The organism is Brachymonas sp. KE5 (assembly GCF_057773645.1).
The window spans coordinates 56,491-79,896 of sequence record NZ_CM173463.1; the positions used below are offsets into that span (position 1 = coordinate 56,491).

The 23,406-nt window shown below is 66.2% G+C and carries 19 protein-coding genes; 9 read left to right on the forward strand and 10 right to left on the reverse strand.

What is annotated here, in order from left to right:
* Window positions 1–161: 161 nt before the first annotated feature.
* Window positions 162–2,366, reverse strand: coding sequence for a 3-hydroxybutyrate oligomer hydrolase family protein (locus ACX36O_RS00350; RefSeq protein ID WP_371698397.1), 2,205 nt, complete (start codon window positions 2,364–2,366; stop codon window positions 162–164).
* A 284-nt stretch (window positions 2,367–2,650) separates the two neighbouring features.
* Here ACX36O_RS00350 and uvrA point away from each other — a divergent pair, with 284 nt between their 5' ends.
* Together uvrA and ACX36O_RS00360 are read left to right on the forward strand one after the other, a co-directional pair.
* Complete coding sequence (gene uvrA, locus ACX36O_RS00355; protein ID WP_488359890.1) at window positions 2,651–5,647, forward strand: excinuclease ABC subunit UvrA; 2,997 nt, start codon at window positions 2,651–2,653, stop codon at window positions 5,645–5,647.
* Window positions 5,648–5,827: 180 nt separating this feature from the next.
* Window positions 5,828–6,268 (forward strand): HIT family protein, encoded by a 441-nt coding sequence (locus ACX36O_RS00360; RefSeq protein ID WP_213362276.1) that lies wholly within the window; start codon window positions 5,828–5,830, stop codon window positions 6,266–6,268.
* 50 nt (window positions 6,269–6,318) lie between these two features.
* On the opposite strand, the gene ACX36O_RS00365 is transcribed toward ACX36O_RS00360, so the two are convergent.
* Window positions 6,319–6,900 (reverse strand): DJ-1/PfpI family protein, encoded by a 582-nt coding sequence (locus ACX36O_RS00365; RefSeq protein ID WP_371686830.1) that lies wholly within the window; start codon window positions 6,898–6,900, stop codon window positions 6,319–6,321.
* A 95-nt stretch (window positions 6,901–6,995) separates the two neighbouring features.
* A complete protein-coding gene (locus ACX36O_RS00370; protein WP_371686831.1) occupies window positions 6,996–7,784 on the reverse strand; it encodes a 5'-methylthioadenosine/adenosylhomocysteine nucleosidase in 789 nt (262 codons plus the stop codon).
* Window positions 7,785–7,975: 191 nt separating this feature from the next.
* Between ACX36O_RS00370 and ACX36O_RS00375 the strand changes: the two genes are divergently transcribed.
* The gene (locus tag ACX36O_RS00375; RefSeq protein WP_213362280.1) at window positions 7,976–8,461 is read left to right on the forward strand and encodes a copper resistance protein NlpE N-terminal domain-containing protein; all 486 of its coding nucleotides are present in this window, start codon (window positions 7,976–7,978) and stop codon (window positions 8,459–8,461) included.
* A 128-nt stretch (window positions 8,462–8,589) separates the two neighbouring features.
* Here ACX36O_RS00375 and ACX36O_RS00380 read toward each other — a convergent pair whose 3' ends face one another.
* The 4 genes from ACX36O_RS00380 to ACX36O_RS00395 all read right to left on the reverse strand — a co-directional run bounded on the left by ACX36O_RS00380 (window position 8,590) and on the right by ACX36O_RS00395 (window position 11,916).
* Entirely contained in the window at window positions 8,590–9,828 is a 1,239-nt protein-coding gene (locus tag ACX36O_RS00380; protein WP_371686833.1) for a thiamine phosphate synthase, read from the reverse strand.
* Window positions 9,825–10,253: an acyl-CoA thioesterase gene (locus ACX36O_RS00385; RefSeq protein ID WP_371686834.1), complete on the reverse strand. Its 429-nt coding sequence runs from the start codon at window positions 10,251–10,253 to the stop codon at window positions 9,825–9,827. The genes ACX36O_RS00380 and ACX36O_RS00385 overlap by 4 nt, the downstream gene beginning before the upstream one ends.
* 10 nt (window positions 10,254–10,263) lie before the next feature.
* Window positions 10,264–10,926, reverse strand: coding sequence for a glutathione S-transferase family protein (locus tag ACX36O_RS00390; protein ID WP_371686835.1), 663 nt, complete (start codon window positions 10,924–10,926; stop codon window positions 10,264–10,266).
* A gap of 174 nt (window positions 10,927–11,100) precedes the next feature.
* Entirely contained in the window at window positions 11,101–11,916 is an 816-nt protein-coding gene (locus tag ACX36O_RS00395) for a biotin--[acetyl-CoA-carboxylase] ligase (protein WP_371686836.1), read from the reverse strand.
* 155 nt (window positions 11,917–12,071) lie between these two features.
* Between ACX36O_RS00395 and ACX36O_RS00400 the strand changes: the two genes are divergently transcribed.
* The gene (locus tag ACX36O_RS00400; protein ID WP_488359891.1) at window positions 12,072–15,113 is read left to right on the forward strand and encodes a DNA topoisomerase III; all 3,042 of its coding nucleotides are present in this window, start codon (window positions 12,072–12,074) and stop codon (window positions 15,111–15,113) included.
* Between the two features lie 123 nt (window positions 15,114–15,236).
* On the opposite strand, the gene ACX36O_RS00405 is transcribed toward ACX36O_RS00400, so the two are convergent.
* The gene (locus ACX36O_RS00405) at window positions 15,237–15,812 is read right to left on the reverse strand and encodes an MOSC domain-containing protein (protein WP_488359892.1); all 576 of its coding nucleotides are present in this window, start codon (window positions 15,810–15,812) and stop codon (window positions 15,237–15,239) included.
* A gap of 287 nt (window positions 15,813–16,099) precedes the next feature.
* Here ACX36O_RS00405 and ACX36O_RS00410 point away from each other — a divergent pair, with 287 nt between their 5' ends.
* Window positions 16,100–16,561: an Lrp/AsnC family transcriptional regulator gene (locus ACX36O_RS00410; RefSeq protein WP_213362289.1), complete on the forward strand. Its 462-nt coding sequence runs from the start codon at window positions 16,100–16,102 to the stop codon at window positions 16,559–16,561.
* 72 nt (window positions 16,562–16,633) lie between these two features.
* Here the strand turns inward: ACX36O_RS00410 and ACX36O_RS00415 are convergent, their stop codons facing one another.
* Window positions 16,634–18,034, reverse strand: a complete 1,401-nt coding sequence (locus ACX36O_RS00415) for an aminopeptidase P N-terminal domain-containing protein (RefSeq protein WP_213362290.1) — start codon at window positions 18,032–18,034, stop codon at window positions 16,634–16,636.
* 229 nt (window positions 18,035–18,263) lie between these two features.
* Between ACX36O_RS00415 and ACX36O_RS00420 the strand changes: the two genes are divergently transcribed.
* Both ACX36O_RS00420 and ACX36O_RS00425 read left to right on the forward strand, forming a co-directional pair.
* Window positions 18,264–18,821 carry a cytochrome b gene (locus ACX36O_RS00420; RefSeq protein ID WP_488359893.1) on the forward strand — a complete coding sequence of 186 codons (558 nt, stop codon included), beginning with the start codon at window positions 18,264–18,266 and terminating at the stop codon, window positions 18,819–18,821.
* 52 nt (window positions 18,822–18,873) lie between these two features.
* Entirely contained in the window at window positions 18,874–19,233 is a 360-nt protein-coding gene (locus ACX36O_RS00425; protein WP_488359894.1) for an I78 family peptidase inhibitor, read from the forward strand.
* Window positions 19,234–19,242: 9 nt separating this feature from the next.
* Here the strand turns inward: ACX36O_RS00425 and ACX36O_RS00430 are convergent, their stop codons facing one another.
* A complete protein-coding gene (locus ACX36O_RS00430) occupies window positions 19,243–20,013 on the reverse strand; it encodes a nucleotidyltransferase family protein (RefSeq protein ID WP_488359895.1) in 771 nt (256 codons plus the stop codon).
* A 140-nt stretch (window positions 20,014–20,153) separates the two neighbouring features.
* Here ACX36O_RS00430 and ACX36O_RS00435 point away from each other — a divergent pair, with 140 nt between their 5' ends.
* On the forward strand, window positions 20,154–22,301 hold the full coding sequence (locus ACX36O_RS00435) for a transketolase family protein (RefSeq protein ID WP_488359896.1): 2,148 nt from the start codon (window positions 20,154–20,156) through the stop codon (window positions 22,299–22,301).
* A gap of 39 nt (window positions 22,302–22,340) precedes the next feature.
* Complete coding sequence (gene gap, locus ACX36O_RS00440; protein ID WP_213362293.1) at window positions 22,341–23,345, forward strand: type I glyceraldehyde-3-phosphate dehydrogenase; 1,005 nt, start codon at window positions 22,341–22,343, stop codon at window positions 23,343–23,345.
* The last annotated feature ends 61 nt before the right edge of the window (window positions 23,346–23,406 follow it).

Below are 23,406 nucleotides of genomic sequence, written 5' to 3' on the forward strand. Positions count from 1 at the left end.
CGTAGCGGGATAGAAAGAACAGGGCACACTTTTTACAGGCGCGTTCAGGACGCCGCGGCACGGATCGGTGACGGCGCGTCGGGCTCGATCAAGGCAATGGTGACGATCAAACACAATGCCCCCGGCCCTTCAGGACACGGGGGCATGCTCAGCTTGCGCGCTTACTGCGGGATGCGCAGCGTGTTCTGGCTGAAGGTAATGCGGTTGCCCGCTGCAGCCGCCTGCGCGATGGCCGGCAGGTTGGTGCTGGTGAGCGTACTGCCCGCCGCACGCGGCGTGGTGCGGATCACCTGGCTGTCAGGCAGCGGCTTCTGGTTGCGCAAATGGGCATACATGGCATCCATCGCCTGGTTGAAGTAGTAGTGCAGCGGCACGAAGCGCGTGTCATAGCCCAGCAGCGGGCCGAAGCCGAGGAAGCTGTCGAAATGCTGGGCGTTGGTGACCTCGACGTAGCGCAGCGGCGCGCCGGCCTGCCCCATCAGGCCCTTGCCGATATAGGCGCGGCTGGCGTGGTTGGGCGGGATCAGCGCGTCATTGCGGCCGGCAACCACCAGCGTGGGCTTGCCGCTGGCGGTGCCGGCGATCTGTACTTCGCTGATGCCCTTGCGCACTTTCCGGGCATCGGCATTCAGGGTGCCGGTGAGCGGCTGACCGCTGACCGGGTCGGTACCGGTGGCCATGGCACGCAGACACAGGGCGCCGTCCAGGGCGAAGTCGGCCCGGCGTGTGCTCGGCGACAGCGCGAGGAAATCCAGCACCGGGCCTGCTGCTGAGCCGTCCGCGTTCACGGCCGGGTTGTAGACGATGTTCACGCCCGTTGTCGGCGGCACCCCGTTGCCGCTGGCAAACAGTCCTGCCAGGGTGGCCGGGGTCTGCGCGACCGGCTTGCCTGTGGCATCGGTATTGGCAAAGCTGAAGCCGCAGACCTGGTCCTGCACGCGGAAGCGGCCGGCGGCATTCACGTAGGTGACGGCGATGGCGTTGGTGGCGAGACGGTAGTGCGACTGGTGCAGGAAGTCATGCTCCGGGCCCCAGCCGTAGGCATGCAGGCGTTGCAACGCTTCGCTGGCCTGTGCCTCGAGCGTGGTCGCCGTCAGCAGGCCTTTTTCCTTCAGGCCGGTGCAGCGGTTCTGCCCAGCGGTGGTGAAAGCGGCTGGCCAGAACGCTGCAGACATGCTCAAGGGCTGGGCCAGTGCGGCACAGGGCTGGTACAGGTTGGCGTAGGTGAAATAGTCCACCAGCGAACTGCCGATGCGGCTGGCCGGCACATTCCCCTGCGTGATGGAAAGTCCGCCCACATCGCGCAGCTGCACCTGGGGTTCGGAGACCGCCACGCCGTCGATCAGGCCCTGGGTGTCCTGCTCGGCAGCGGCCAGCGCGGCGCCGGCGCCGTTGGAAACAGACGAGGCGATCACCAGCGTATTCTGTGGTGTGAACTTGCGCAGCGTCTGGCCGTTGGAGGCCTTGCCGGCGAGCTGTTCATTGAGCACATAGAGAGCGAATTCGACCGAGCGCAGCGTGTCGCGACCCCAGTCCTTCTCGGGGTTGTTCTGCGAATGCGCATGCTTGTAGGCCACATGGTGCGGATAGGTCTGCCTGAAATTGTCGAGATGCGGCTTGTCCGGATAGACCTGGAACAGCGCACGCTTGCCCAGCGCTGCCACCGTCTGCAGCACGCCGTCGATGCCGGTGACCTGGTCGGAGGCGAGCGCATGGATGCCATTGCCTGTGCCCTTGTCGGTGTAGGCTACGGCGCAGCCATGTTTCAGGCCCCAATCGCCCGAGGTGCCGATGGCGCCGTAGATGCCGCGTGAACCGGACGAGGTGCCGGTGACGATGCAGGGATTGGCGGCATCGAAGCGGTCCGGCACCTGCACCATCAGCGTCACGTTCTCGTGGCCGCTGCCGGGGTCGGCGTAGACGATGTATTCGGTGCCCGGGATCTTGCCTTCGCCCAGCGTGGCCTGGCCCCGGACGTCAACCGCGGGGCCGAACAGGGTGCCGAAGCCCCCTGCCGGCGTGGGATCGACGAGGGCGCGGTAATTGTTGTAGATCGCATTGCGGCGTAGCTCGGCCGCGGTGGGTGCCAGCGGGTTGGCATAGGCGGGAGCAGCGCCCGCCAGGCCGGTCTGGCCGAGTCCGGCGGTGAGCAGGTCGTCGGACTGGCCGTCGTAGTGTTGCTTGCCGATGTCGCCGAAGAGATAGGGCGGGCGCTGGTTGTAGGGACCTTCTGCACTGCTTGCGCCGCCCCCACCGCCACCACAGGCAGCAAGCAGGACGGTGGCGGCAACAGCCGGGATGAGGGACGCGGACGAGCGGGCAGGCTGCAAGGGCAAATCTCCATCGGGTTGAGAAGGAAATGCCATGGTAGGAAGCACGGGACGGAGGACTTGGCAGGGGTTTCCATGGGCTGTGTGACCAATTGCAACGAGTGCGGGCAGAGAGGTGTTGCGTGCAACTGATTTTCGCGGGGGTCAATGGATGTTTGCCTTGCGTTCTGCTGCGGGGCTCTGCTTGATGCTTCTGCGCCTGTGCATCCATTGCCGGCATGCGTCAAGACCTGCGTGGGGCCAGGGCGGCACATTGCCCCCGTCACATGCCGGCGCTATCATGAAGGGTTCCCCTTGCACCGCCCTCGAGCGGCCATTCCATGGCGAAAACCGCACTCAAAGCCCCCCAACGCCCCACCGCCCACACGCACATCAGCATCCGTGGCGCGCGCACGCACAACCTCAAGAACATCGACCTCGACATCCCGCGCAACCAGCTGGTGGTGATTACCGGTTTGAGCGGCTCGGGCAAGTCCAGCCTGGCGTTCGATACGCTGTATGCCGAGGGCCAGCGCCGCTATGTGGAGAGCCTGTCCACCTATGCGCGCCAGTTCCTGCAACTGATGGACAAGCCCGACGTGGACCTGATCGAGGGCCTTTCGCCGGCGATCAGCATCGAGCAGAAGGCGACCAGCCACAACCCGCGCTCCACGGTGGGCACGGTGACCGAGATCCATGATTACCTGCGCCTGCTGTTCGCGCGCGCCGGCACGCCGCATTGCCCGGATCACCACTTGCCGCTGCAGGCGCAGACCGTGAGCCAGATGGTCGATGCCGTGCTGGCACTGCCGGCCGAATCGCGCGTGATGCTGCTGGCGCCGGTGGCGCGCGGCAAGAAGGGCGAATTCACGGATTTGCTGGCGCAAATGCAGGCGCTGGGCTATGTGCGCTTCCGCATCGACGGCCAGACCGTGGATGGCGAGGATGCGCCCGCGCTGGCCAAGAACGAGAAGCACGATATCGACGTGGTGATCGACCGCCTGAAGGTGCGCCCCGATGCGCGCCAGCGTCTGGCCGAGAGCTTTGAAGCCGCATTGCGCCTGGCCGAAGGGCGCGCGCTGGTGCTGGAGATGGACAGCGGGCAGGAGCATTTCTTCAACGCCAAGTACGCCTGCCCGGTGTGCGGCTACAGCATTGCCGAGCTGGAGCCGCGCCTGTTCTCGTTCAACTCGCCCGTGGGCGCCTGCCCTTCGTGCGACGGCATCGGCAGCGTAGACGTGTTCGATGCGCATCGCGTGGTGGCCTTTCCCACGCTGAGCCTGGCCAGCGGCGCCGTCAAGGGCTGGGACCGGCGTAACGGCTATTATTTCTCGCTGCTGGAAAGCGTCTGCCAGCACTACGGCGTGGATGTGGAAACGCCGTTCGAGCAGTTGCCGCAGGCGGTGCGCGAGGTGGTGCTGCACGGTTCGGGAGAGGAGGAGATCCCGTTCCGCTACGTGATGGAAAGCGGCTCGCGCAAGGGCCAGGCGATGGAGAAAAGCCATCCCTTCGAGGGCATCCTGCCCAATATGGAGCGTCGCTACCGCGATACCGATTCCAGCGTAGTGCGCGAGGATCTGGCGCGCTACCGCAGCGTGCAGCCCTGCCCGAGCTGCCACGGCTCGCGCCTGCGCCAGGAAGCGCGCCATGTGCTGATCGGTGAAGGCGAGCAGAAACGCGCCATTTACGAAATCAGCCACGTCACGCTGGGTGAGGCGCAGCGCTATTTCGAGCAACTGACGCTGCAGGGCGCCAAGGCCGAGATCGCCGACAAGGTCGTGCGCGAGATCGCCTCGCGCCTGAAGTTCCTGAACGACGTCGGCCTGAACTACCTGAGCCTGGAGCGTAGCGCCGAGACGCTGAGCGGCGGCGAGGCGCAGCGCATCCGCCTGGCCAGCCAGATCGGCAGCGGCCTGACCGGCGTGATGTACGTGCTGGACGAGCCCAGCATCGGCTTGCATCAGCGCGACAACGATCGCCTGATTGGCACGCTCCAGCACCTGCGCGATATCGGCAACAGCGTGCTGGTGGTGGAACACGACGAGGACATGATTCGCGCTGCCGACTTTGTGGTGGACATGGGCCCGGGTGCCGGCGTGCACGGCGGTCGCGTGATGGCCGAAGGTCCGTACGAGGCGCTGATTGCCGCGCCCGAATCGCTCACCGGGCAGTACCTGAGTGGCGCGCAGACCATCGCAGTGCCGCGCAGGCGCAACCCATGGCTGCCGTACAAAGAGAGCGAAGCGGCGCCTGCCGGCCGCACCAGCATGTTGGCCAGGGTGCGCGGCGAGGGCGCCGCCCAGGCGCCCGACCAGCACCCCGGCCTGCAGAAGATCACCATTGCCGGCGCACGCGGCCACAACCTGAAGGACGTGACGGTGGATGTGCCGGTTGGCCTGATGACCTGCGTGACCGGCGTGTCCGGCTCGGGCAAGTCCACGCTGGTGAACGACACGCTCTATGCTGCCGCCGCCCAGAAGATCCACCGTGCCCACACTGAGCCGGCGCCGCACGACAGCATCGAGGGGCTGGAGCAGTTCGACAAGGTCATCAACGTCGACCAGTCGCCCATCGGCCGCACGCCGCGCAGCAACCCGGCCACCTACACCGGGCTGTTCACGCACATCCGCGAGCTGATGGCCGAAATGCCCGCCGCGAAGGAGCGCGGCTACGGCCCCGGGCGTTTCAGTTTCAACGTGGCCGGCGGCCGCTGCGAGGCCTGCCAGGGCGATGGCGTGGTGAAGGTGGAAATGCACTTTCTGCCCGATGTGTACGTGCCCTGCGACGTCTGCCATGGCCAGCGCTACAACCGCGAAACGCTGGAAGTGCAGTACAAGGGCAAGAACATCGCCCAGATCCTCGACATGACGGTGGAGGAGGCCTACGCTTTCATGAACGCCGTGCCCACCATCGCGCGCAAGCTGCAGACGCTGCTGGACGTGGGTCTGAGCTACATCAAGCTGGGCCAGAGCGCCACCACGCTGTCGGGCGGCGAGGCGCAGCGCGTGAAGCTGGCGCTGGAACTGAGCAAGCGCGACACCGGCCGCACGCTCTACATCCTTGACGAACCCACCACCGGCCTGCATTTTGCGGACATCGCCTTGCTGCTCAAGGTGCTGCACCAACTGCGCGATGCGGGCAACACCATCGTCATCATCGAACACAACCTGGATGTGATCAAGACGGCGGACTGGCTGATCGACATGGGGCCGGAAGGCGGCGCCGGCGGTGGCACGGTGGTGGCGCAGGGCACGCCGGAGCAGGTGGCGGCGGTCGAGGCCAGCCATACGGGGCGCTATCTGGGGCGGTTGCTGAAGGTGGCGCGCCCCGCTGCGTGAAGGGCGGGCCGACTGCTGCCATTTGCCCGTTGCGCAACCTGGGATCAGTTGTCCGGCGCGCAACGCGACGCTCCCGTTTGACCAGCTCGCCTGTGCCAGTGCGGGCGCATGTGGCAAATGGGATAGAAGTCATGCGAAGATGATGGTCTCTATAAACAGAACAATCCCGGAGACATCCCCATGCCCATGTTCGTCGACACAACGCCGCCCGGCCAGTGCATCTTCTGCAAGCTGGTCGCCGGCGAAATCCCGTCCGCCCGCGTCTACGAGGACGACTTGACTCTGGCCTTCATGGACTTGGGTCAGGTCAACCCCGGTCACGTGCTGGTGGCCACCAAGCGCCACGCCGCCACGCTGTTCGACATCACGCCCGAGGAAGCAGCCGCCGTCATGCAGACGGCGCAGAAGGTGGCGCAGGCGGTGCAGGCCGTGTTCGATCCGCCGGGCCTGACCCTGCTGCAGGCCAACGGCAGGGAAGGCGACCAGACCGTGTTCCACTTCCACATGCACGTGGTGCCGCGCCACGGCAACGACGGCATCGCCCTGTCCTGGCCGCGCAAGGAGCCGGGCGCAGAGGTGCTCCACGGTTATGCCGAGCGGTTGCGGGCCGCATTGAGCTGAATGCCACCCGGCACGCTAAGCGCGTCGGTCACCAACCCCTGCCCGCGGCTTCAGATGCTGATCTGTGCCCCCAGCACTTTGGCAAACTGGGCCAGCCAGGCGGGATGCGCTGGCCAGGCCGGTGCCGTCACCAGATGGCCATCGGTCACCGCCTCGGTCACTGCAATCTCGGCATAGCTGCCACCCGCCGCACGCACTTCCGGCGCACAGGCCGGATAGGCCGAGCAGGTGCGCCCGCCCTGCAGGATGCCGGCGGCAGCCAGAATCTGCGCCCCATGGCAGACAGCCGCAATCGGCTTGCGCGCCTCGTCGAAATTGCGCACGATCTTGAGGATGCGCTCGTTCAGGCGCAGGTATTCCGGTGCGCGGCCGCCGGGAATCAGCAGGCCGGCATAGTCGTCTTCGCGCACCGCGGCAAAGTCGTAGTTGAGCGTGAAGTTGTGGCCGCGCTTCTCGCTGTAGGTCTGGTCGCCCTCGAAGTCGTGGATGGCGGTTGCAACGGTGTCGCCGGCCTGCTTGTCCGGGCAGACGGCGTGCACGGTATAGCCCAGCGCCTGCAGGAACTGGAACGGCACCATGGTTTCGTAATCTTCGGCGTAGTCGCCCACCAGCATCAGAATCTGCTTGCTCATCGGTCGTCTCCTCGCGTTTGCGGCGGCTGTGCCACCGGGGATGGAGACCACAGACTAGCACCCAAGCGGTGACAGATGTCTGACGCCGGCCTGCCTCAGGACGCGGGGCGGGTCAGTCCTTCCAGCCAGGCATCCAGCATCGCCACGCTGTAATGGCTGGCCACCTGTTCGACGAAGCGCGTGAAATCGGTATGCGCGGCATCGTCGGCGCGGTCGGAAATGGTGCGCATGGCGACGAAGGGCAGATCGTAGTCATGGCAGACCTGGGCCACGGCGGCGCCTTCCATTTCAACGGCCAGACCGTCCGGCAGGCGCTGGCGCAGCGCCTCGCTTTCGGCGCTGGTGGCGACGAAGCGGTCGCCACTCAGGATCAACCCCTCGTGCACGCGCGGTGCCTGCAGGCCGAACTCGGTCACGGCCGCGGCTCCCAGCGCCGCCTGCGGATCGGCCAGCACCTGGCGTGCCGCTGCCGCAAGCGAGTCGCTCATGCCGGCTTCAGTGTCGAAGCGCGCACGGCCGTAGAGCGGCACTTCGTGCTGGGCGAATAGCGGCGAGGCATTCATGTCATGCTGCAGAAAACTGCGCGCGACCACCACGTCGCCCACGTTCACACCCTCTGCCAGTCCGCCGGCCACGCCGGTGAACACGATGGCCTCCACCTGAAAGCGTTCGATCAGCGCCGTGGCCGTGGTCGCGGCGGCCACCTTGCCGATGCGCGACAGCACAGCCACCACCTCGCGCCCGTGCCAGTGGCCGCGCCAGAAGCTGCGGCCGGCCACGCGGGTCTTGTGTTCGTCGGGCATGCGGTCGAGCACGGCGGAGAGTTCGTCGCGCATGGCGGCAATGATGCCGATGCGGCCGGTGGCGGGCAGGGGAAGCGTCATGGCAGGCAACAGAGGTCGTCGAAAGTAGTGATTGTCCCACCCGGTGGCAATTGCGTGAAAAGGTAACAGGAGTTAAGAGGCGCTTGCAGGCAGACGGGTTTCGGTCATCATGGTCTAATTGGAACCAAGCTTCGTGATTGTGTAGCAAGATTCCGCTGAGGACTTCGAGTCTGGCGGCCGCAGGAATTGCCATGTACACCTCTTTCCGCTCCCTGATTTCCCGCCCGATGCGCATGTTCGGCTTGGCATTTGCCGCCGGCGCCATGCTGCTGGCCGGTTGCGGCAGCCCGCCGCCCGCATCGACATCCAAAAGCACCGTGCGCACCATGCCGCGCAGCGTGTCCAACGCCAACTTGGGCTGGGTCGGCAGCTACCGCACCAATGCACCTTGTCCCCAGACCGGCGCTCCCGGCTGCACCAGCCAGACGTTGATGCTGATGCTCAATCCGGACAATACCTACAGCCTGACCACCACCACCTACCGTCGCAGCGGGGCGCCCTACAGCTTCACCAGCCGTGCGCGCTTCCGCTGGGATGGCCGCGATATCGTGCTGGCCTCCAAGGACGAAAATGCCCGCCTGCGCGTGGTGGGCAATGGCACGCTGGAGCGCATTGGCGCTGACGGGCTGACCCAGTCCGAGGCGGCGCGCACGCCGCTGGTATTCCGCAAGCTGTAAGGCGACAAGCCGGGCAGGCCGACGGCTAACGGCTAACGGCTAACGGCTAACGGCTAACGGCCAATGGCCAACGAGCAACGGCTCCGGCAGAGCATGCGGTATGCCGCAGCAAGTCCGCCCGGCCCTGGTCAATACATCGGCACGCAAGGCACCGGCCGCAGCGTGGGCTCCGGCCATTCCGGCGCAGGTGTGGCTCCGCGCTGCCCGTGCCCGCGCGCAATCGCCTCGCGCAACGCCTGCACGGCGTGCGCCGGATCGGCCGCGCCGGTAATGTCACTCACCACCGCCACCATGTCGGCGCCCGCGGCGGCCGCCGCCTCGGCGCGGTCCGGCTGCATGCCGCCGATAGCCACCAGCGGCAACGGCGGCTGGTGCGCGTCCCCCTCGCCATGCACCAGTTGCGCCCACCAGCCCACATTGGTGTCGCCCAGCGGAATCCAGGGCATGTCCTTGGTGGTGGTCGCATGCACCGGTCCGCAGGCCACGTGGCTGGGCCGGGTGCGCAGCGCGCGCGACAGCTCCCACAGGCTGTGCGTGCTGAGCCCCAGGCGCAAGCCGGACAGCATCAGCCGGTCCAGGTCGGCATCCGAGAGCGTCTGCAGGTCTTCCTGCCCCATGTGCACGCCGTAGATGCCATGCCCGTTGCGGTGCAGCAGGTGGCGCAACGCGGCCTGCCAGTGGTCGTTGATGATGAGCAGGGCGCCATGGCGGCCCGCGGCTTCGGCGCAGCGCGCGATCTGCGCATCCAGCTCGCCGGGCGCAGGATCCTTCAGGCGCAGCTGCACCAGCTTCACGCCCATCTCCATGCAGCGGATCACCCAGTCCGCATCGCCCATCACGGCGTACAGCGCATGCGGATGGCCGGGCTGGAACAGCGCGCGCGGCATCGGCGAGAACGCCGCGGGGCGTGGCTCGCCCAGCAGCGGAAAATAACGGCGCTGCCGCGTGAATCCGGCCGGCACGGTACTGAGGGATTGATCCAGCGCCGCCAGCGCCGCCATCATGCCAAGCAGAGCGGCATCGGCGGCGCAGAAGCCGCGTTCGGCAGCCAGCACGGCCGCATCGGACAGCACTTCACCCGCCGCCGGTCGCCAGCGTGGCGCCTCCGCCAGCGGGCTGTGCAGCCAGCCCTGCACCTGCGGACTGGCCAGGTACAGGCGCGCCGCTTCCTCCACGTTGCCCGGCGTCGCCAGCACGGCATGCTGCTGGCCGGGCAGGGCGGTGCACAGGTCCTGCCAGCATTGCTGCGCCCAGTGCTCGATGGCGTGGTCGCGCGCGATGCCGGCGGCCATGCCCGGCAGCTCGGCCAAGGCCGGCTGCCAGTCGAGCACATGCACGGTGACGGGAGTGGGAGTCAGGGCAGTCATGTCGTTTCCTTGGCGTGCAGAAAGCGCGCGAATTGGGTGCGCAGGGCCGGTGCCATGGGAGCGGGGCGCAGGCTCTGGTAATCCACGTTCACCAGCCGCTGGCGGATGCGCACACGTACCTCGCCGGCGCAAGCCAGTTCCATAACCAGCCGCAGCGAGGATTCGCCCAGATGCGTGATCCAGAGCGAACACTCCAGCGTTTCGCCATAGCGCGAGGGGCGCAGAAAATCCAGCTCCAGCGAAGCCGTGGGAAAGCCCTGGCCCCACACCTCGTGCAGGGTATGGAAGTCCACCTCCAGCGCCTCGCTGAACCACTCTTCCAGCAGCTCGTGACCGATCTCTGTATAGCGCGGATAGTAGACGATGCCGGCCGGATCGCACTGGCCAAAGCGCACCACGCGCGTCCTGCGGAAAACCTCGGCCATGGCGACAGGCTCAGACCAGCGCCTTGGCGCGCAGGCCGATGCGCTCGCGTTCCATGGCCCGCTGCACGGCGGGATGTGCGGCCACACGCTCGGCATAGTCCCACAGCTGCGGCCACTGCTGTTCGGGCTCCAGGCTGGCCAGTTGGGCCCAGCGGATCACGGTGAGCGCATAGGCATCGACCACGCCCGGCGCAGCGCCATTGAGGAAATCGTGGCCGGCAGCACGCGCGGTCACCACCTTGTCCTGCAGCTGCTGCATCTGTGCGGCATAGGCCTGGCGTGCCTTTTCGCGCACCGCGGTCTGCATGGCGGCATCCTCCACCACCGCGTCGGGCTTGAATACGCGGTTGAACGTGGTGTGCACGGTGTTGTTCAGCCAGGCCAGCGTTTCGAGGGCGCGCGTGCGGGCCAGCGCTTCCTGCGGGAACAGGCCGGCCTGCGGATGCTGCGCTTCCAGATGCAGCGTGATCGCGATGATCTGGGTGATGGCGGCATCACCATCCTGCAGCACCGGCACCTGGCCGGCCGGGTTGATGGCGAGGAATTCGGGGGAGCGGTGTTCGCCCTTGTGCATCTTCACCAGCTGCGCGTCGAACGGCTGGCCGATCAGTTCCAGGGCGATGTGCGGCACCAGCGAGCAGGCGCCGGGGGCAAAGTAGAGCTTCAGGGGCATGGGTGTCTCCGTGTGGGTTTGCGCCCATTGTGCCGCATCAGGGCAAGCGCCGGTGAAGGAGAGCAATCCGCCTTTTTCCCGAGGGGGTCGGGCCGTGGGGACCGGGTGGTTCAGCGCCGCCATCCAAGTGCGGCAGAGCATGTGCCCGGATCCCATGGGATCGCGGAAGAACGCTCAGTCGACATGCCCCGGCATCGGGCGCACGCTCACCTCGTCGCTCAGCACGTCGCGCAGCCCGTAGGCCGTCTGCACCTGCAGCGCGCCCGAGGCGCTCACGCCCACGGCACGGCCCTGCGAGCCATCCGACAGCCACACATCCTGCCCCGCCAGCGCATCGCGCACCTGGAAGCGGCTGACCCAGGGCGCAAAGCCGTACTGGCTGAACTGGCGCAGCGCCAGCGCCAGCGGCTGCGCGATTTGGCCCAGCACCGCAGGCGCCGTGGCGGACGGGTCCAGCTCCTGCATCCAGGCCGGCTGCATCGGGGCTGGCAGGGCCGGATCCAGCTCCGGCAGCGGAGGCGGCTGGCTGATGTTCAGGCCCACGCCCACCACCACGAAGCGCTGCCGCCCCAGCATGCACACTTCCACCAGAATCCCGCCGAGCTTGCGCTGGCGGTACCACAGGTCGTTCGGCCACTTCAGGCGCAGCTCGTGCCGGTGCTGCGGATCCAGGCTGTGCGCAAGGCTGCAGCCCACGACCAGCGACAGGCCGGACAGATCGCAGTCCTCCATCGGCAGGCCCAGCGAGAAGGTGAGCGAGCCGCCCACCGGCTGCGTGCTGTGCCACTGCTTGCCCATGCGGCCGCGCCCGGCCTTTTGCTGCTCGGCTACCAGCAGAATGGGCTGCAGATAGCCGTCACGGGCGCGCTCCATCAGCGTGGAATTGGTCGAATCGAGCTGGGGCAGCACCTCCACGCTGAAGCCGGGCCAGGTCGGCTCGATGCTGTGCCACAGGGTTTCGGCGGGCCATTGCAGGGTCAGGGCGGGCATGGGAACAGGGCCTGCGGCCGGATACCGCAGAAGAATGTGCTAATTTATAAAAAGGGAGAAGGTCTAGCCGGGTAAGATGCAGTCCCGCGTAGCCTGACGCATTGTAGAAGTCTTTACTCCCCCGCGCCCACCCCGTATTCCAGTCAGAACACTCCATGAGCAAAGCTCTCGTCATCGCAGAGAAACCTTCCGTCGCACAAGACATCGTGCGCGCCCTTACGCCCGTTTCCGGCCAGTTCGCCAAGCACGACGAACACTTCGAGAACGAGCGCTACATCGTCACCAGCGCCGTCGGCCATCTGGTGGAAATCCAGGCGCCCGAGCAGTACGACGTCAAGCGCGGCAAGTGGAGCTTTGCCAACCTGCCGGTGATTCCGCCGCATTTCGACCTGAAACCGGTGGACAAGACCAAAACGCGCCTGAATGCGGTGGTGAAACAGGCCAAGCGCAAGGACGTAAGCGAACTGATCAACGCCTGTGACGCGGGGCGCGAAGGGGAGCTGATTTTCCGCCTGATCGAGCAATATGCGGGCGGTGCCAAGCCGCTGGGCAAGCCGGTGCGCCGACTGTGGCTGCAGAGCATGACGCAGCAGGCCATCCGCGACGGTTTCGACAAGCTGCGCAGCGACCAGCAGATGCAGGGCCTGGCCGATGCGGCGCGCTCGCGCTCCGAGGCAGACTGGCTGGTCGGGATCAACGGCACGCGCGCCATGACGGCCTTCAACTCGCGCGACGGCGGTTTCTTCCTGACTACCGTCGGCCGCGTACAGACGCCAACCTTGGCGATCGTCGTTGAACGTGAAGAAAAAATCCGCCAATTCGTCAGCCGCGACTACTGGGAGGTGCACGCCACTTTCGGCGCAGAGGCGGGCGAATATGCAGGCAAATGGTTCGATCCGGCCTGGAAGAAGGGCGACGATGCCGAAGCCAAGGCGGATCGGCTGTGGAACCAGGAGCAGGCACGCGCCATTGCCGCCGCCGTGCGCGGCAAGGCCGCCAGCGTCACCGAAGAGAGCAAGCCCACCACGCAGGCTTCGCCGCTGCTGTTCGACCTGACCAGCCTGCAGCGCGAGGCCAACGGCAAGTTCGGCTTCTCGGCCAAGACCACGCTGAGCCTGGCGCAAAGCCTGTACGAGCGCCACAAGGCGCTGACCTACCCGCGTACCGATGCGCGCCACCTGCCCGAGGATTACCTGGGCGTGGCGCACAAGACCTTCGCCATGCTGGCGGGCAGCGGCATGTCCCACCTCGCGCCCTATGCGCAGCAGGCCATCGACAAGGGCTACATCAAGCCGAGCCGCCGCATCTTCGACAACAGCAAGGTGAGCGACCACTTCGCCATCATCCCCACGCTGCAGGCTCCGGGCCAGTTGAGCGAGGCGGAGCGCAAGCTGTACGACCTGGTGGTGCGCCGCTTCATGGCGGTGTTCTACCCGAGCGCGGAATTTACCGTTACCACGCGCATCAGCACCGTGTCGGTGCCCGCTGATATGCCGGCGGCCGGAGGCGAACGTATCGGCACCAGCCACCACTTCCGTTCCGACGGCAAGGTGCTGGTCAAGCCGGGCTGGCTGGCGATCTACGGCAAGGAAGCCGCGGCCGAATCCGGCGACGAGAAGGACGGCAAACACCTGGTGCCGGTCAAGCCGGGCGAGATGGTGCGCACCGAGCACGCCGAAGCCAAAGGCCTGAAGACCAAGCCGCCGGCCCGCTTCAGCGAAGCCACGCTGCTGGGCGCCATGGAAGGCGCTGGCAAGTGGATCGAGGACGACGAACTGCGCGAAGCGATGCAGGAAAAGGGCCTGGGCACGCCGGCCACGCGCGCCGCCATCATCGAAGGCCTGCTGACCGAAAAATACCTGCTGCGCGAGGGGCGCGAGATGATCCCCACCGCCAAGGCATTCCAGCTGATGACGCTGCTGCGCGGCCTGCAGGTGGAGGAGCTGAGCAAGCCCGAGCTCACCGGCAACTGGGAATACAAACTGGCGCAGATCGAGCACGGCAAGCTGAGCCGCGCCGCCTTCATGCAGGACATCGCGGCCATGACCGAGCGCATCGTGCGCAAAGCCAAGGAATACGACCGCGACACCGTGCCGGGCAACTACGCCACGCTGGCCACGCCCTGCCCGAACTGCGGTGGCGTGGTGAAGGAAAACTATCGCCGCTACGCCTGCACCGGTGCACCGGGCGCGACCGAGGGCTGCGGCTTCTCCATCGGCAAGACGCCGGGCGGCCGCACCTTCGACCAGCCTGAAGTGGAGCAATTGCTGGCCGACAAGCGCATCGGCCCGCTGGAAGGCTTCCGCAGCAAGGCGGGCTGGCCGTTCACGGCCGAGCTGCAGTTGGTGCGCGACGAGGAACTGAACAACTGGAAGCTGGAGTTCGACTTCGGCAACGAGGACGAGGCGGACAGCGGCGAACTGGCCGACTTTGCCGGCGCGCACGTGCTGGGCAAGTGCCCATCCTGCGGCAGCAATGTGGTGGAGCACGGCAGCAGCTACGTCTGCGAGAAGGCGGTGCCCACTGTGGCGCACCCGACGCCGAGTTGCAAGTTCAAGACCGGCACCATCATCCTGCAGCAGCCGATCAGCCACGAACAGCTGGCCAAACTGCTGGTGGATGGCAAGACGGATCTGCTGGACAAGTTCATCTCGAACAAGACGCGCCGTGCGTTCAAGGCCTTCCTGGTGTGGGATGCGTCCGCGGGCAAGGTCGGCTTCGAGTTCGAACCGCGTGCGGGGGGTAAGGGCGCTCCGGCAAGGCGTGGCGCGGCGGCTGCTGCGCCTGCGAAAGGCGGCAAAGCCGCGCGCGGTGCTGCTGCCGATGCAGACACCGGCAAGTCAGCCAGTACGACACGCAAAGCTGCACCCGCGAAGTCGGGGGCAGGCAAGGCGAGCACGACCAAGGCTGGTGCTGGCAAGACCAGCGCCACCAAGGCCACGGCGACCAAGAAGCCACGCGCCAGCGCCGCCGGCACGCTCAAGCCCAGCGCCGAACTGGCCGCCGTGATCGGCGACGAACTGGTGTCCCGTCCGCAGGCCATGAAGAAGATCTGGGATTACATCAAGGCGCAGAACCTGCAGGACCCGAAGGACAAGCGCACCATCGTCGCCGACACCAAGCTGCGCGCCGTGCTGGGTGCGGACAGCGTCAACATGTTTGCGATTGCGGGCATCATCGGCAAGCATGTGAGCTGACAGCCGTAGCCACTTCAGCGTTGTCCGGCGAGGTGTTGTCGGCGATGTCCTGCACCATGGAGGTGACTTTCACGTTGACGCGGCATTCGCTGCTGCGGCCGCCGGTGACTACGACCTGCTGGCTTAATCGTTACGCCGGCGGCGCAGCAGGGTGGTGATGGGCATCTGGCGCGGTCCAGGTTCCAGCGTAGCCTGCTGGCCTGCCTGCAAGGTGCCGGATCGCTGCACCGCCAGATACCAGCCGCTGTAGCCGCTGCTGACCATGTCCTTCGCTGCCTGCGCATAATCCATGATGTGCACGAACTTGAAGCACGGCTGGCGCGGTTCGGTCACGCGCAGCGTGCAGTCGGGAAAGTGCAGCAGGTCGCCCACGTACACGTCCTGCTCCAGCAGGCCCTGCACGGTCAGGTTCTCGCCGAAAAATCCCGGTGGCAGCGCCTCGTCGAACAGGTCCACCTGCCGCTCGCGCCGGCGCTGTTCCCACCAGCCGTAGTGCTCGGCCGGATAGGCATACACCGCCTTGCCCACGCCGCCATGCCATTGCGGATCGGCCTGCTCGTCACCTTCCAGGCCGAGCGCCCCCACGGCGACTGCGCCTGCGCGGGGCCGCTTGCCGATGGCGGATAGCACTTTGCGGCCCTGGATCTGCAGGGGCTGGACGGTGGCGGTGTTGAGGCTGAGCAGGGTAATGGCAGTCATGAAAACAAAAGCGGCACCTGGTTGAGGTGCCGCCACTGTATCACTGAGATGGTCTGGCCTTGGACTGCCGGTGGGCGGTCATCCCGTTGCTCAGATTCCGTTGTGCAGAATCGCGGCAATCCCCTGGGGGCGGCGCCACGCAAAGATGCTGTGTGGGCCGGGGCCGGTGTGCCTTGTGCACATGGCTTCATCTTAGAAGTGCCCGTCGGGCGGATTATTGCCATGATTGCGGAGAAATGCCATCAATTTGGCAGAAAATTGCCAGATGAAGAAAACGAGGGCAATTTATGGAACTTGATCGCTATGATCGCGCCATTCTCGCCGCCTTGCAGCGCGATGGCCGCATGAGCAACCAGGAACTGGCCGACCGCATCGGCCTGTCCCCCTCGCCCTGCCTGCGTCGCGTGCGCGCGCTGGAAGAAGCCGGCCTGATCGGCGGCTACCACGCGCTGGTGGATGCGCGCAAGCTGGGCCTGAGCCTGATGGCGCTGCTCAGCGTCTCGATGGACAAGCACACGCCCGAGCGTTTCGCCAACTTCGAGGCGCTGGTGGGCGACATCCCCGAGGTGCTGGAATGCCTGCTGATCACCGGCCAGAAATCCGACTACCAGCTCAAGATCGCCGTGCGCGACATGGACCACTACCAGCACCTGCTGCTCAACCGCATCACGCGCATCGAGGGCGTCACCGGCGTGGAGACGCACTTTGTGCTGCGGCGCATCTTCGAGCACCGGCCACTGCCGGTGTGACTCCCGCCACGCATCGGCCCGAGCAGGCAGTGCCCCAGCAACGCCAATGGCGTCCGCGCGGCGCCAGGACCCTCAGTCGCGCATCAGCGCCTCGATCTCGTCCGGCTCCACCGGCACACCACGCGTGATCAGCTCGCAGCCTTCGGCGGTGACGATGGCATCGTCCTCGATGCGGATGCCGATGTTCCAGAACGCTTCCGGGACATCGTCCGCCGGGCGGATGTACAGCCCCGGCTCGATGGTGGTGACCATGCCCGGCTGCAGGATGCGGCTCGGCCGCTCCAGCACCGTCTTGCCGCTCAGCGGATCCACGCGCTCCACCGCCTGGTCGACCTCGGAGGGCTCCACATAGCTGCCGCAGTCATGCACGTCCATGCCCAGCCAGTGGCCGGTGCGGTGCATGTAGAAGCGGTGGTAGGCGCGCTGCGCAATCACGTCCTGCGCGTTGCCGACCTTGTTCGCGTCCAGCAGCCCCAGATCCAGCAGACCCTGCGCCAGCACGGCCACGGTGGCCTCGTGCGGATCGTTGAAGCGCGCTCCGGCGCGGGTGGCAGCAATGGCGGCCTTTTGTGAAGCCAGCACCAACTCGTACACCGCGCGCTGCGGGCCGCTGAAACGGCCATCGGCCGGGAAGGTGCGCGTGATGTCGCTGGCATAGCCGTCGAGCTCGCAGCCGGCATCGATCAGCACCAGCTCGCCCGCCTTGAGCGGAGCGGTATCGGCGCGGTAGTGCAGCACGCAGGCATTGGCACCCGCCGCGACGATGCTGGTGTACGCCGGATATTGCGAACCGTGCCAGCGGAAGGCGTGCAGCAGTTCGGCTTCCAGATGGTATTCGCGCGCATCCATGCCGGTCCGCAGCAGTCGGGCGCTGGCCTGCATGGCGCGCACATGGGCTTCGGCGCTGATCTGCGCGGCGCGGCGCATGGTGTCCAGCTCGCCGGCGTCCTTGATCAGGCGCATCTCGTCCAGCAGTGCGCAGGCGTCGAGCTGACGCACCGGCACGAGCGCACCCTGACGCACGCGGGCGCGCAGGCTGTCCAGCCAGCCGGCGACGCGGGTTTCCAAACCGGTGTGCGTGGCAAAGGGATAGGCAACGACCTCGGCGCCATCAAGCAGACCAGGCAATTCCGCGTCGATGCGATCGCTGCTGCAGGCTGCATCCATCCCGAGTGCTGCGGGGGCGGCTTCCGGGCCCAGGCGATAGCCATCCCAGATTTCGCGTTCCAGATCCTTGGGCTGGCAGAACAGCGTGGTCTGCGGGCGCGACTGTGCATCGGTGCGCAGCACCAGCGTGGCGCCGGGCTCGGCAAAACCGGTCAGATAGAAGAAGTAGCTGTCGTGCCGGTACGGAAAATCGCTGTCGCGGTTACGGGCGCGTTCGGGTGCGGTGGGAATCACGGCGACGGCATTCGGGCCGAGCAGGGCGGCAAAACGGGCGCGGCGTTGGGCGCAGAAGGAAAGATCGGTCATGGCGGGCGGGTAACTCCGGAAGAATCACGGCACGGCGGCACGTGCAAGCCCCCATTGTCGCTGCGAGCGGCGCCGTGTGGCGGGGACGTAGAGCCAGACCCCACTGCGGGGAATAGTTCACGCTTCGCGCGAATTTGCGATGCCGGGTGCTACCATGGACCGACAAGATTCGCTGCGGGCAGGCCGTTGGTGCCCGTTTTTGTCTCATGACTGCTTTCGGGAGACCCTCATGAAAGAAACCGCGCAACGCCTGGCTCCAACCACCATCTTCCTGCACTGGGTAGTCGGCCTGTTCATCATCGTGCTGATGGCGGTCGGTTTCTACATGGATACCTTCGAGGTGTTCTCGCTTTACCCGCTGCACAAGTCCTTTGGCGTGATCGTGCTGGTGCTGGCTGCCGTGCGTCTGCTCTGGCGCCTGGCGAAGGGTTTTCCGCCCCCGGCTTCCAACTACGCTGCGTGGGAGCGCACGCTGGCGCGCATCGTGCAATGGGTGCTGCTGCTCGGCACCATCCTGTTCCCGCTGTCGGGCATCATCATGTCTGCCATGGGCGGTAACGGCGTCGCAGTGTTTGGTGTCGAACTGTTTCCGATGAACCCCGACCCCGCCAATCCGGGCAAGAATATGCCCATCGACAAGGCCATGGCCGGCAACGCACGCGCCATGCACGGCCTGCTGCTGTGGGTGATGCTGGTGGCGCTCGCGCTGCACGTGGCGGGCGCCTTGAAGCACCACCTGCTGGACGGCGACGGCACCCTGCGCCGCATGCTGGGTCGTACCCTCTAATTCCGGAATGCCGTGCCGCCGGCAGGGCATTCCTTTCCGAGAAAGGACTGTCATGCCGACAATCGAAACCCTGCCCAACACGCTACGCTGGCTGGCTTTTGCCGGGGTGATCGGACTGGCGGGCTGCGCTGCACCGAAGGCGACCCTGCCACCTCCACCGCCCCCCGGCGCCTCCTTGGAAGCGCCGCCTTTCGTGCCACCGGTCGAGACTTGCAGCGCCACGGCCGCTTCAGTGCATGTGCTCGGCAAAGTGTCGACGCCCCAGCTGGAACAGCAGGCGCTGCGACTGGCCAGCGCCACTTCGGTGCGCACCCTGCTCGAAAATCAGCCGATTACCAAGGAATATGGTTTCGGACGCCTGAACCTCGTTGTCAATGCCCAGCGCGTCATCACGCGTGTGTATTGCGGCTGAGTTGCCGTTTCAGCGCGGGGTGGCGTTGAGTTCTGCGAGCCGCTCGGGCGTGCCCACATCCGTCCAGCGGCTCGTGTAGAGGCTGCCCGTGACCAGACCCTGCGCCATCGCGGCGCGCAGCAGGGGCGCGAGAGGGGCTACGGCACCCTGCGGGTTGCCCGGCGGGATGCTGCACCAGGGGGGCGCAAACAGGGCGTGGCGGAACAGGCCGATGGTGCTGTAGGTGTAGCGGGGAAGATTGCCATCGTCTGCGGCTGTGGCATGCAGCAGCCCGTCCGGCGCGAGCGCAAAATCGCCGACGGCGTTGTGCGCAGGATTCGGCACCAGCCACAGATGGGCCAGTGCCGAAGAGGCCAGAAAGCGGACGCGTGCGTCGGCATCGAACACGAAATCCGGCGCATACACATCCCCGGCGGCGAGCCAGAAGCCGTCCTCCAGCCGGGGCAAGGCACGCGCAATGCCGCCAGCAGTCTCCAGAGCAAAGCCGAAGTCGGCCTCTTCCTCCGAATAGTGCAACTGCGTGGGTGGCAGGCCGCCATCATGGCGGTAAAGCGCACCGAAGCGTGCCGGAATTTGCGCGCCCAGCCAGCCCGTATTGACCAGCACCCGGTTGACCCCCTGTGTCGCCAGCGCACGCATCGGCCACTCGAGCAGAGGCCGGCCATGCACCTCCAGCAGGGGCTTGGGCGTGGCATCGGTGAGCGGGCGCATGCGATTGCCGCGGCCGGCGGCCAGCAACATGGCCTGGGCGGGAGCGAGGGAAGGGGTCGAGGGCAGCATGCCGCGATTGTAATGAGGCCTATGTGACACATCACGGCCGCTTCAAGACGTCACCGGCACTGGGGAAACTCCCGAAAACGGAGAGGGAGGCTAAAATAACGGGTCTTTACCCCATCCCACTCCCTTCCGGAGCCCCGCCAATGACCTCCTCCGTACCGGCCGCCACCCTGGCCAATGCCATTCGTGCACTCGCCATGGACGCCGTGCAGCAGGCCAATTCCGGCCACCCCGGCGCGCCCATGGGCATGGCCGACATGGCAGTTGCCCTGTGGGGCCAGCACCTGCGCCACAATCCCGTCGATCCCAAGTGGCATAACCGCGACCGTTTCGTGCTCTCCAACGGGCACGCCTCCATGCTGATCTACGCGCTGCTGCACCTCACCGGCTACGACCTGCCGATGGAAGAGCTGAAGAACTTCCGCCAGCTGCACAGCAAGACCGCCGGCCACCCCGAAGTGGGCATCACCCCCGGCGTGGAAACCACCACCGGCCCGCTGGGCCAGGGCGTGACCAACGCCGTCGGCATGGCGCTGGCCGAGAAGCTGCTGGCGGCCGAATTCAACCGCAAGGGCCACAGCATCGTCGACCATCACACCTATGTGTTCCTGGGCGATGGCTGCCTGATGGAGGGCATCAGCCATGAGGCTTGCGCCCTGGCCGGCGCCTGGAAGCTGAACAAACTGATCGCGCTGTACGACGACAACGGCATCAGCATCGACGGCAAGGTCGCTCCCTGGTTCATCGACAACACCGCGCAGCGCTTCCAGGCCTATGACTGGAACGTGATCGGCCCGGTGGATGGTCACGATGCGGCTGCCGTGTCGGCCGCCATTGCACAAGCCAAGAAGAGCCAGAGCAAGCCGACGCTGATCATTTGCAAGACCCATATCGGCAAGGGCAGCCCGAACCGTGTGGATACGGCCAAGGCCCACGGCGAGCCCCTGGGCGCTGCCGAAATCGCGCTCACGCGCGAGTCGCTGGGCTGGGAGCATGCGCCGTTCGAGATTCCGGCCGAAGTCTACGCCGGCTGGGATGCCAGGAAGACCGGCGCCAGGGCCCAGGCCGAGTGGGACAAGGCCTTTGCTGCCTACGCCAACGCCTATCCGGTGCTGGCGGCCGAATTCCTGCGCCGCATGAACGGCCAGCTGCCCGACAGCTTTGCCCAGCTCGCCATCGACACGGCCGTGACGGCCAACGACAAGGCCGAAACCGTGGCCAGCCGCAAGGCCAGCCAGTTGGCACTGGAAGCCTTCACCGCCGCTATGCCCGAACTGCTGGGCGGCTCGGCCGACCTGACCGGCTCCAACCTGACCAACACCTCGTTCACGAATCCGATGCGCTTCGGGGACGACGGCAGTGTGGTGCTGCCGCCGCTGCAGGTGGCGCGTGACGAGCACTTCGCGCGCGACAACAGCGTGCTGGGCAAAGAAGACGAAGCCACGAGCAGCACGGCGCCGCAACTGCCGGCGATCAAGGTCAAGGCCGACGATGCGCCGCTGTCGCTGCGCTTCCACATCAACTACGGCGTGCGCGAGTTCGGCATGGCCGCCATCATGAACGGCGTGGCGCTGCATGGCGGCTACATCCCCTACGCCGGCACCTTCCTCACCTTCAGCGACTACAGCCGCAACGCCATCCGCATGGCCGCGCTGATGAAGCAGCGCGTGGTACACGTGTTCACGCACGACTCCATCGGCTTGGGCGAGGACGGCCCGACGCACCAGTCGATCGAGCACGCCGCCAGCCTGCGCCTGATCCCGAACCTGGACGTCTGGCGCCCGTGCGACACGGCCGAGACCGTGGTGGCCTGGGCCGCCGCGCTGCAGAACCACGAGCGCCCCACGGCGCTGCTGCTGAGCCGCCAGAACCTGCCTTACGCGAAGAAGGAAGACGCCAGCATCATCCACAAGGGCGCCTATGTGCTGTCCGAGGCCGAGGGCGGCAAGCCGCAGGCGGTCATCATCGCCACCGGCAGCGAAGTGCAGCTGGCGCTGGCCGCGCAGCAGCAGTTGGCCGAGCAGAAGATCAAGGTACGCGTGGTGTCCATGCCCAGCACCACCGCTTTCGACCGCCAGGATGCCGAGTACAAGGCGAGCGTGCTGCCCGCCGGCGTGCCGCGCGTCGCGGTCGAGATGGGCGTGAGCGACTTCTGGTGGAAGTACGGCTGCGCTGCAGTGGTGGGCATCGACACCTACGGGGAGTCGGCTCCGGCCGGCGTGCTGTTCAAGCACTTCGGCTTCACCGCCGAGAACGTGGCTGCCACGGTGCAGGCCGCGCTCCAGGCATAAATCCGGTTTTCAGAGTTTCAAGTTCCAAGGAGAAAGCAAATGGCAATCAAGGTAGGCATCAACGGCTTCGGCCGCATCGGTCGCTGCGTGTTCCGCGCAGCCGTTGAAAACTTCGGCAACGACATCGAGATCGTTGGCATCAATGACCTGCTGGAGCCCGACTACCTGGCCTACATGCTGAAGTACGACAGCGTGCACGGCCGCTTCAAGGGCGAGGTGGCAGTGGACGGCAACAACCTGGTGGTGAACGGCAAGACCATCCGCCTGACCGCCGAGAAGGATCCGGCCAACCTGAAGTGGGGGGAAGTTGGTGCCGACGTGGTGATCGAATCCACCGGCCTGTTCCTGACCAAGGAAGCCGCCCAGAAACACATCGACGCCGGCGCCAAGAAGGTGATCATGTCCGCTCCGTCCAAGGACGACACCCCGATGTTCGTGCATGGCGTGAACTGCGGCAGCTACGCTGGCCAGGCCATCATCTCCAACGCCTCCTGCACCACCAACTGCCTGGCGCCCATCGCCAAGGTGCTGAACGACAAGTGGGGCATCAAGCGCGGCCTGATGACCACCGTGCACGCTGCCACCGCCACGCAGAAGACTGTGGACGGCCCCTCCAACAAGGACTGGCGCGGCGGCCGCGGCATCCTGGAAAACATCATTCCCTCCAGCACGGGCGCTGCCAAGGCCGTGGGTGTGGTGCTGCCCGAACTGAAGGGCAAGCTGACCGGCATGTCCTTCCGCGTGCCCACGTCCGATGTCTCCGTGGTCGACCTGACCGTGGAACTGGACAAGCCCGCCACCTATGCAGAAGTCTGCGCCGAAATGAAGGCCCAGTCCGAAGGCAAGATGAAGGGCATTCTGGGCTACACCGACGAGAAGGTAGTCGCCACCGACTTCCGCGGTGACGCACGCACCTCCATCTTCGACGCCGAAGCCGGCATCGCCCTGGACGGCACCTTCATGAAGGTCGTGTCCTGGTACGACAACGAGTGGGGCTACTCCAACAAGTGCCTGGAGATGGTCAAGGTCGTGAGCGCCAAGTAAGCGTTTTCCTGATCCGCTGAAGAACCGGCCTTGCGCAAGCAGGCCGGTTTTTTCATGCGCC

What these genes read in the sequence shown, in the direction of transcription:
- ACX36O_RS00370 (WP_371686831.1), bottom strand. Translation starts at nt 7,784, where the DNA reads ATGACGCTTCCCCTGCCCGCCACCGGCCGCATCGGCATCATTGCCGCC.
- gap (WP_213362293.1), top strand. Translation starts at nt 22,341, where the DNA reads ATGGCAATCAAGGTAGGCATCAACGGCTTCGGCCGCATCGGTCGCTGC.
- ACX36O_RS00375 (WP_213362280.1), top strand. Translation starts at nt 7,976, where the DNA reads ATGTACACCTCTTTCCGCTCCCTGATTTCCCGCCCGATGCGCATGTTC.
- uvrA (WP_488359890.1), top strand. Translation starts at nt 2,651, where the DNA reads ATGGCGAAAACCGCACTCAAAGCCCCCCAACGCCCCACCGCCCACACG.
- ACX36O_RS00435 (WP_488359896.1), top strand. Translation starts at nt 20,154, where the DNA reads ATGACCTCCTCCGTACCGGCCGCCACCCTGGCCAATGCCATTCGTGCA.
- ACX36O_RS00380 (WP_371686833.1), bottom strand. Translation starts at nt 9,828, where the DNA reads ATGACTGCCCTGACTCCCACTCCCGTCACCGTGCATGTGCTCGACTGG.
- ACX36O_RS00365 (WP_371686830.1), bottom strand. Translation starts at nt 6,900, where the DNA reads ATGAGCAAGCAGATTCTGATGCTGGTGGGCGACTACGCCGAAGATTAC.
- ACX36O_RS00400 (WP_488359891.1), top strand. Translation starts at nt 12,072, where the DNA reads ATGAGCAAAGCTCTCGTCATCGCAGAGAAACCTTCCGTCGCACAAGAC.
- ACX36O_RS00420 (WP_488359893.1), top strand. Translation starts at nt 18,264, where the DNA reads ATGAAAGAAACCGCGCAACGCCTGGCTCCAACCACCATCTTCCTGCAC.
- ACX36O_RS00385 (WP_371686834.1), bottom strand. Translation starts at nt 10,253, where the DNA reads ATGGCCGAGGTTTTCCGCAGGACGCGCGTGGTGCGCTTTGGCCAGTGC.
- ACX36O_RS00425 (WP_488359894.1), top strand. Translation starts at nt 18,874, where the DNA reads ATGCCGACAATCGAAACCCTGCCCAACACGCTACGCTGGCTGGCTTTT.
- ACX36O_RS00360 (WP_213362276.1), top strand. Translation starts at nt 5,828, where the DNA reads ATGCCCATGTTCGTCGACACAACGCCGCCCGGCCAGTGCATCTTCTGC.
- ACX36O_RS00415 (WP_213362290.1), bottom strand. Translation starts at nt 18,034, where the DNA reads ATGACCGATCTTTCCTTCTGCGCCCAACGCCGCGCCCGTTTTGCCGCC.
- ACX36O_RS00405 (WP_488359892.1), bottom strand. Translation starts at nt 15,812, where the DNA reads ATGACTGCCATTACCCTGCTCAGCCTCAACACCGCCACCGTCCAGCCC.
- ACX36O_RS00350 (WP_371698397.1), bottom strand. Translation starts at nt 2,366, where the DNA reads ATGGCATTTCCTTCTCAACCCGATGGAGATTTGCCCTTGCAGCCTGCC.
- ACX36O_RS00390 (WP_371686835.1), bottom strand. Translation starts at nt 10,926, where the DNA reads ATGCCCCTGAAGCTCTACTTTGCCCCCGGCGCCTGCTCGCTGGTGCCG.
- ACX36O_RS00430 (WP_488359895.1), bottom strand. Translation starts at nt 20,013, where the DNA reads ATGCTGCCCTCGACCCCTTCCCTCGCTCCCGCCCAGGCCATGTTGCTG.
- ACX36O_RS00410 (WP_213362289.1), top strand. Translation starts at nt 16,100, where the DNA reads ATGGAACTTGATCGCTATGATCGCGCCATTCTCGCCGCCTTGCAGCGC.
- ACX36O_RS00395 (WP_371686836.1), bottom strand. Translation starts at nt 11,916, where the DNA reads ATGCCCGCCCTGACCCTGCAATGGCCCGCCGAAACCCTGTGGCACAGC.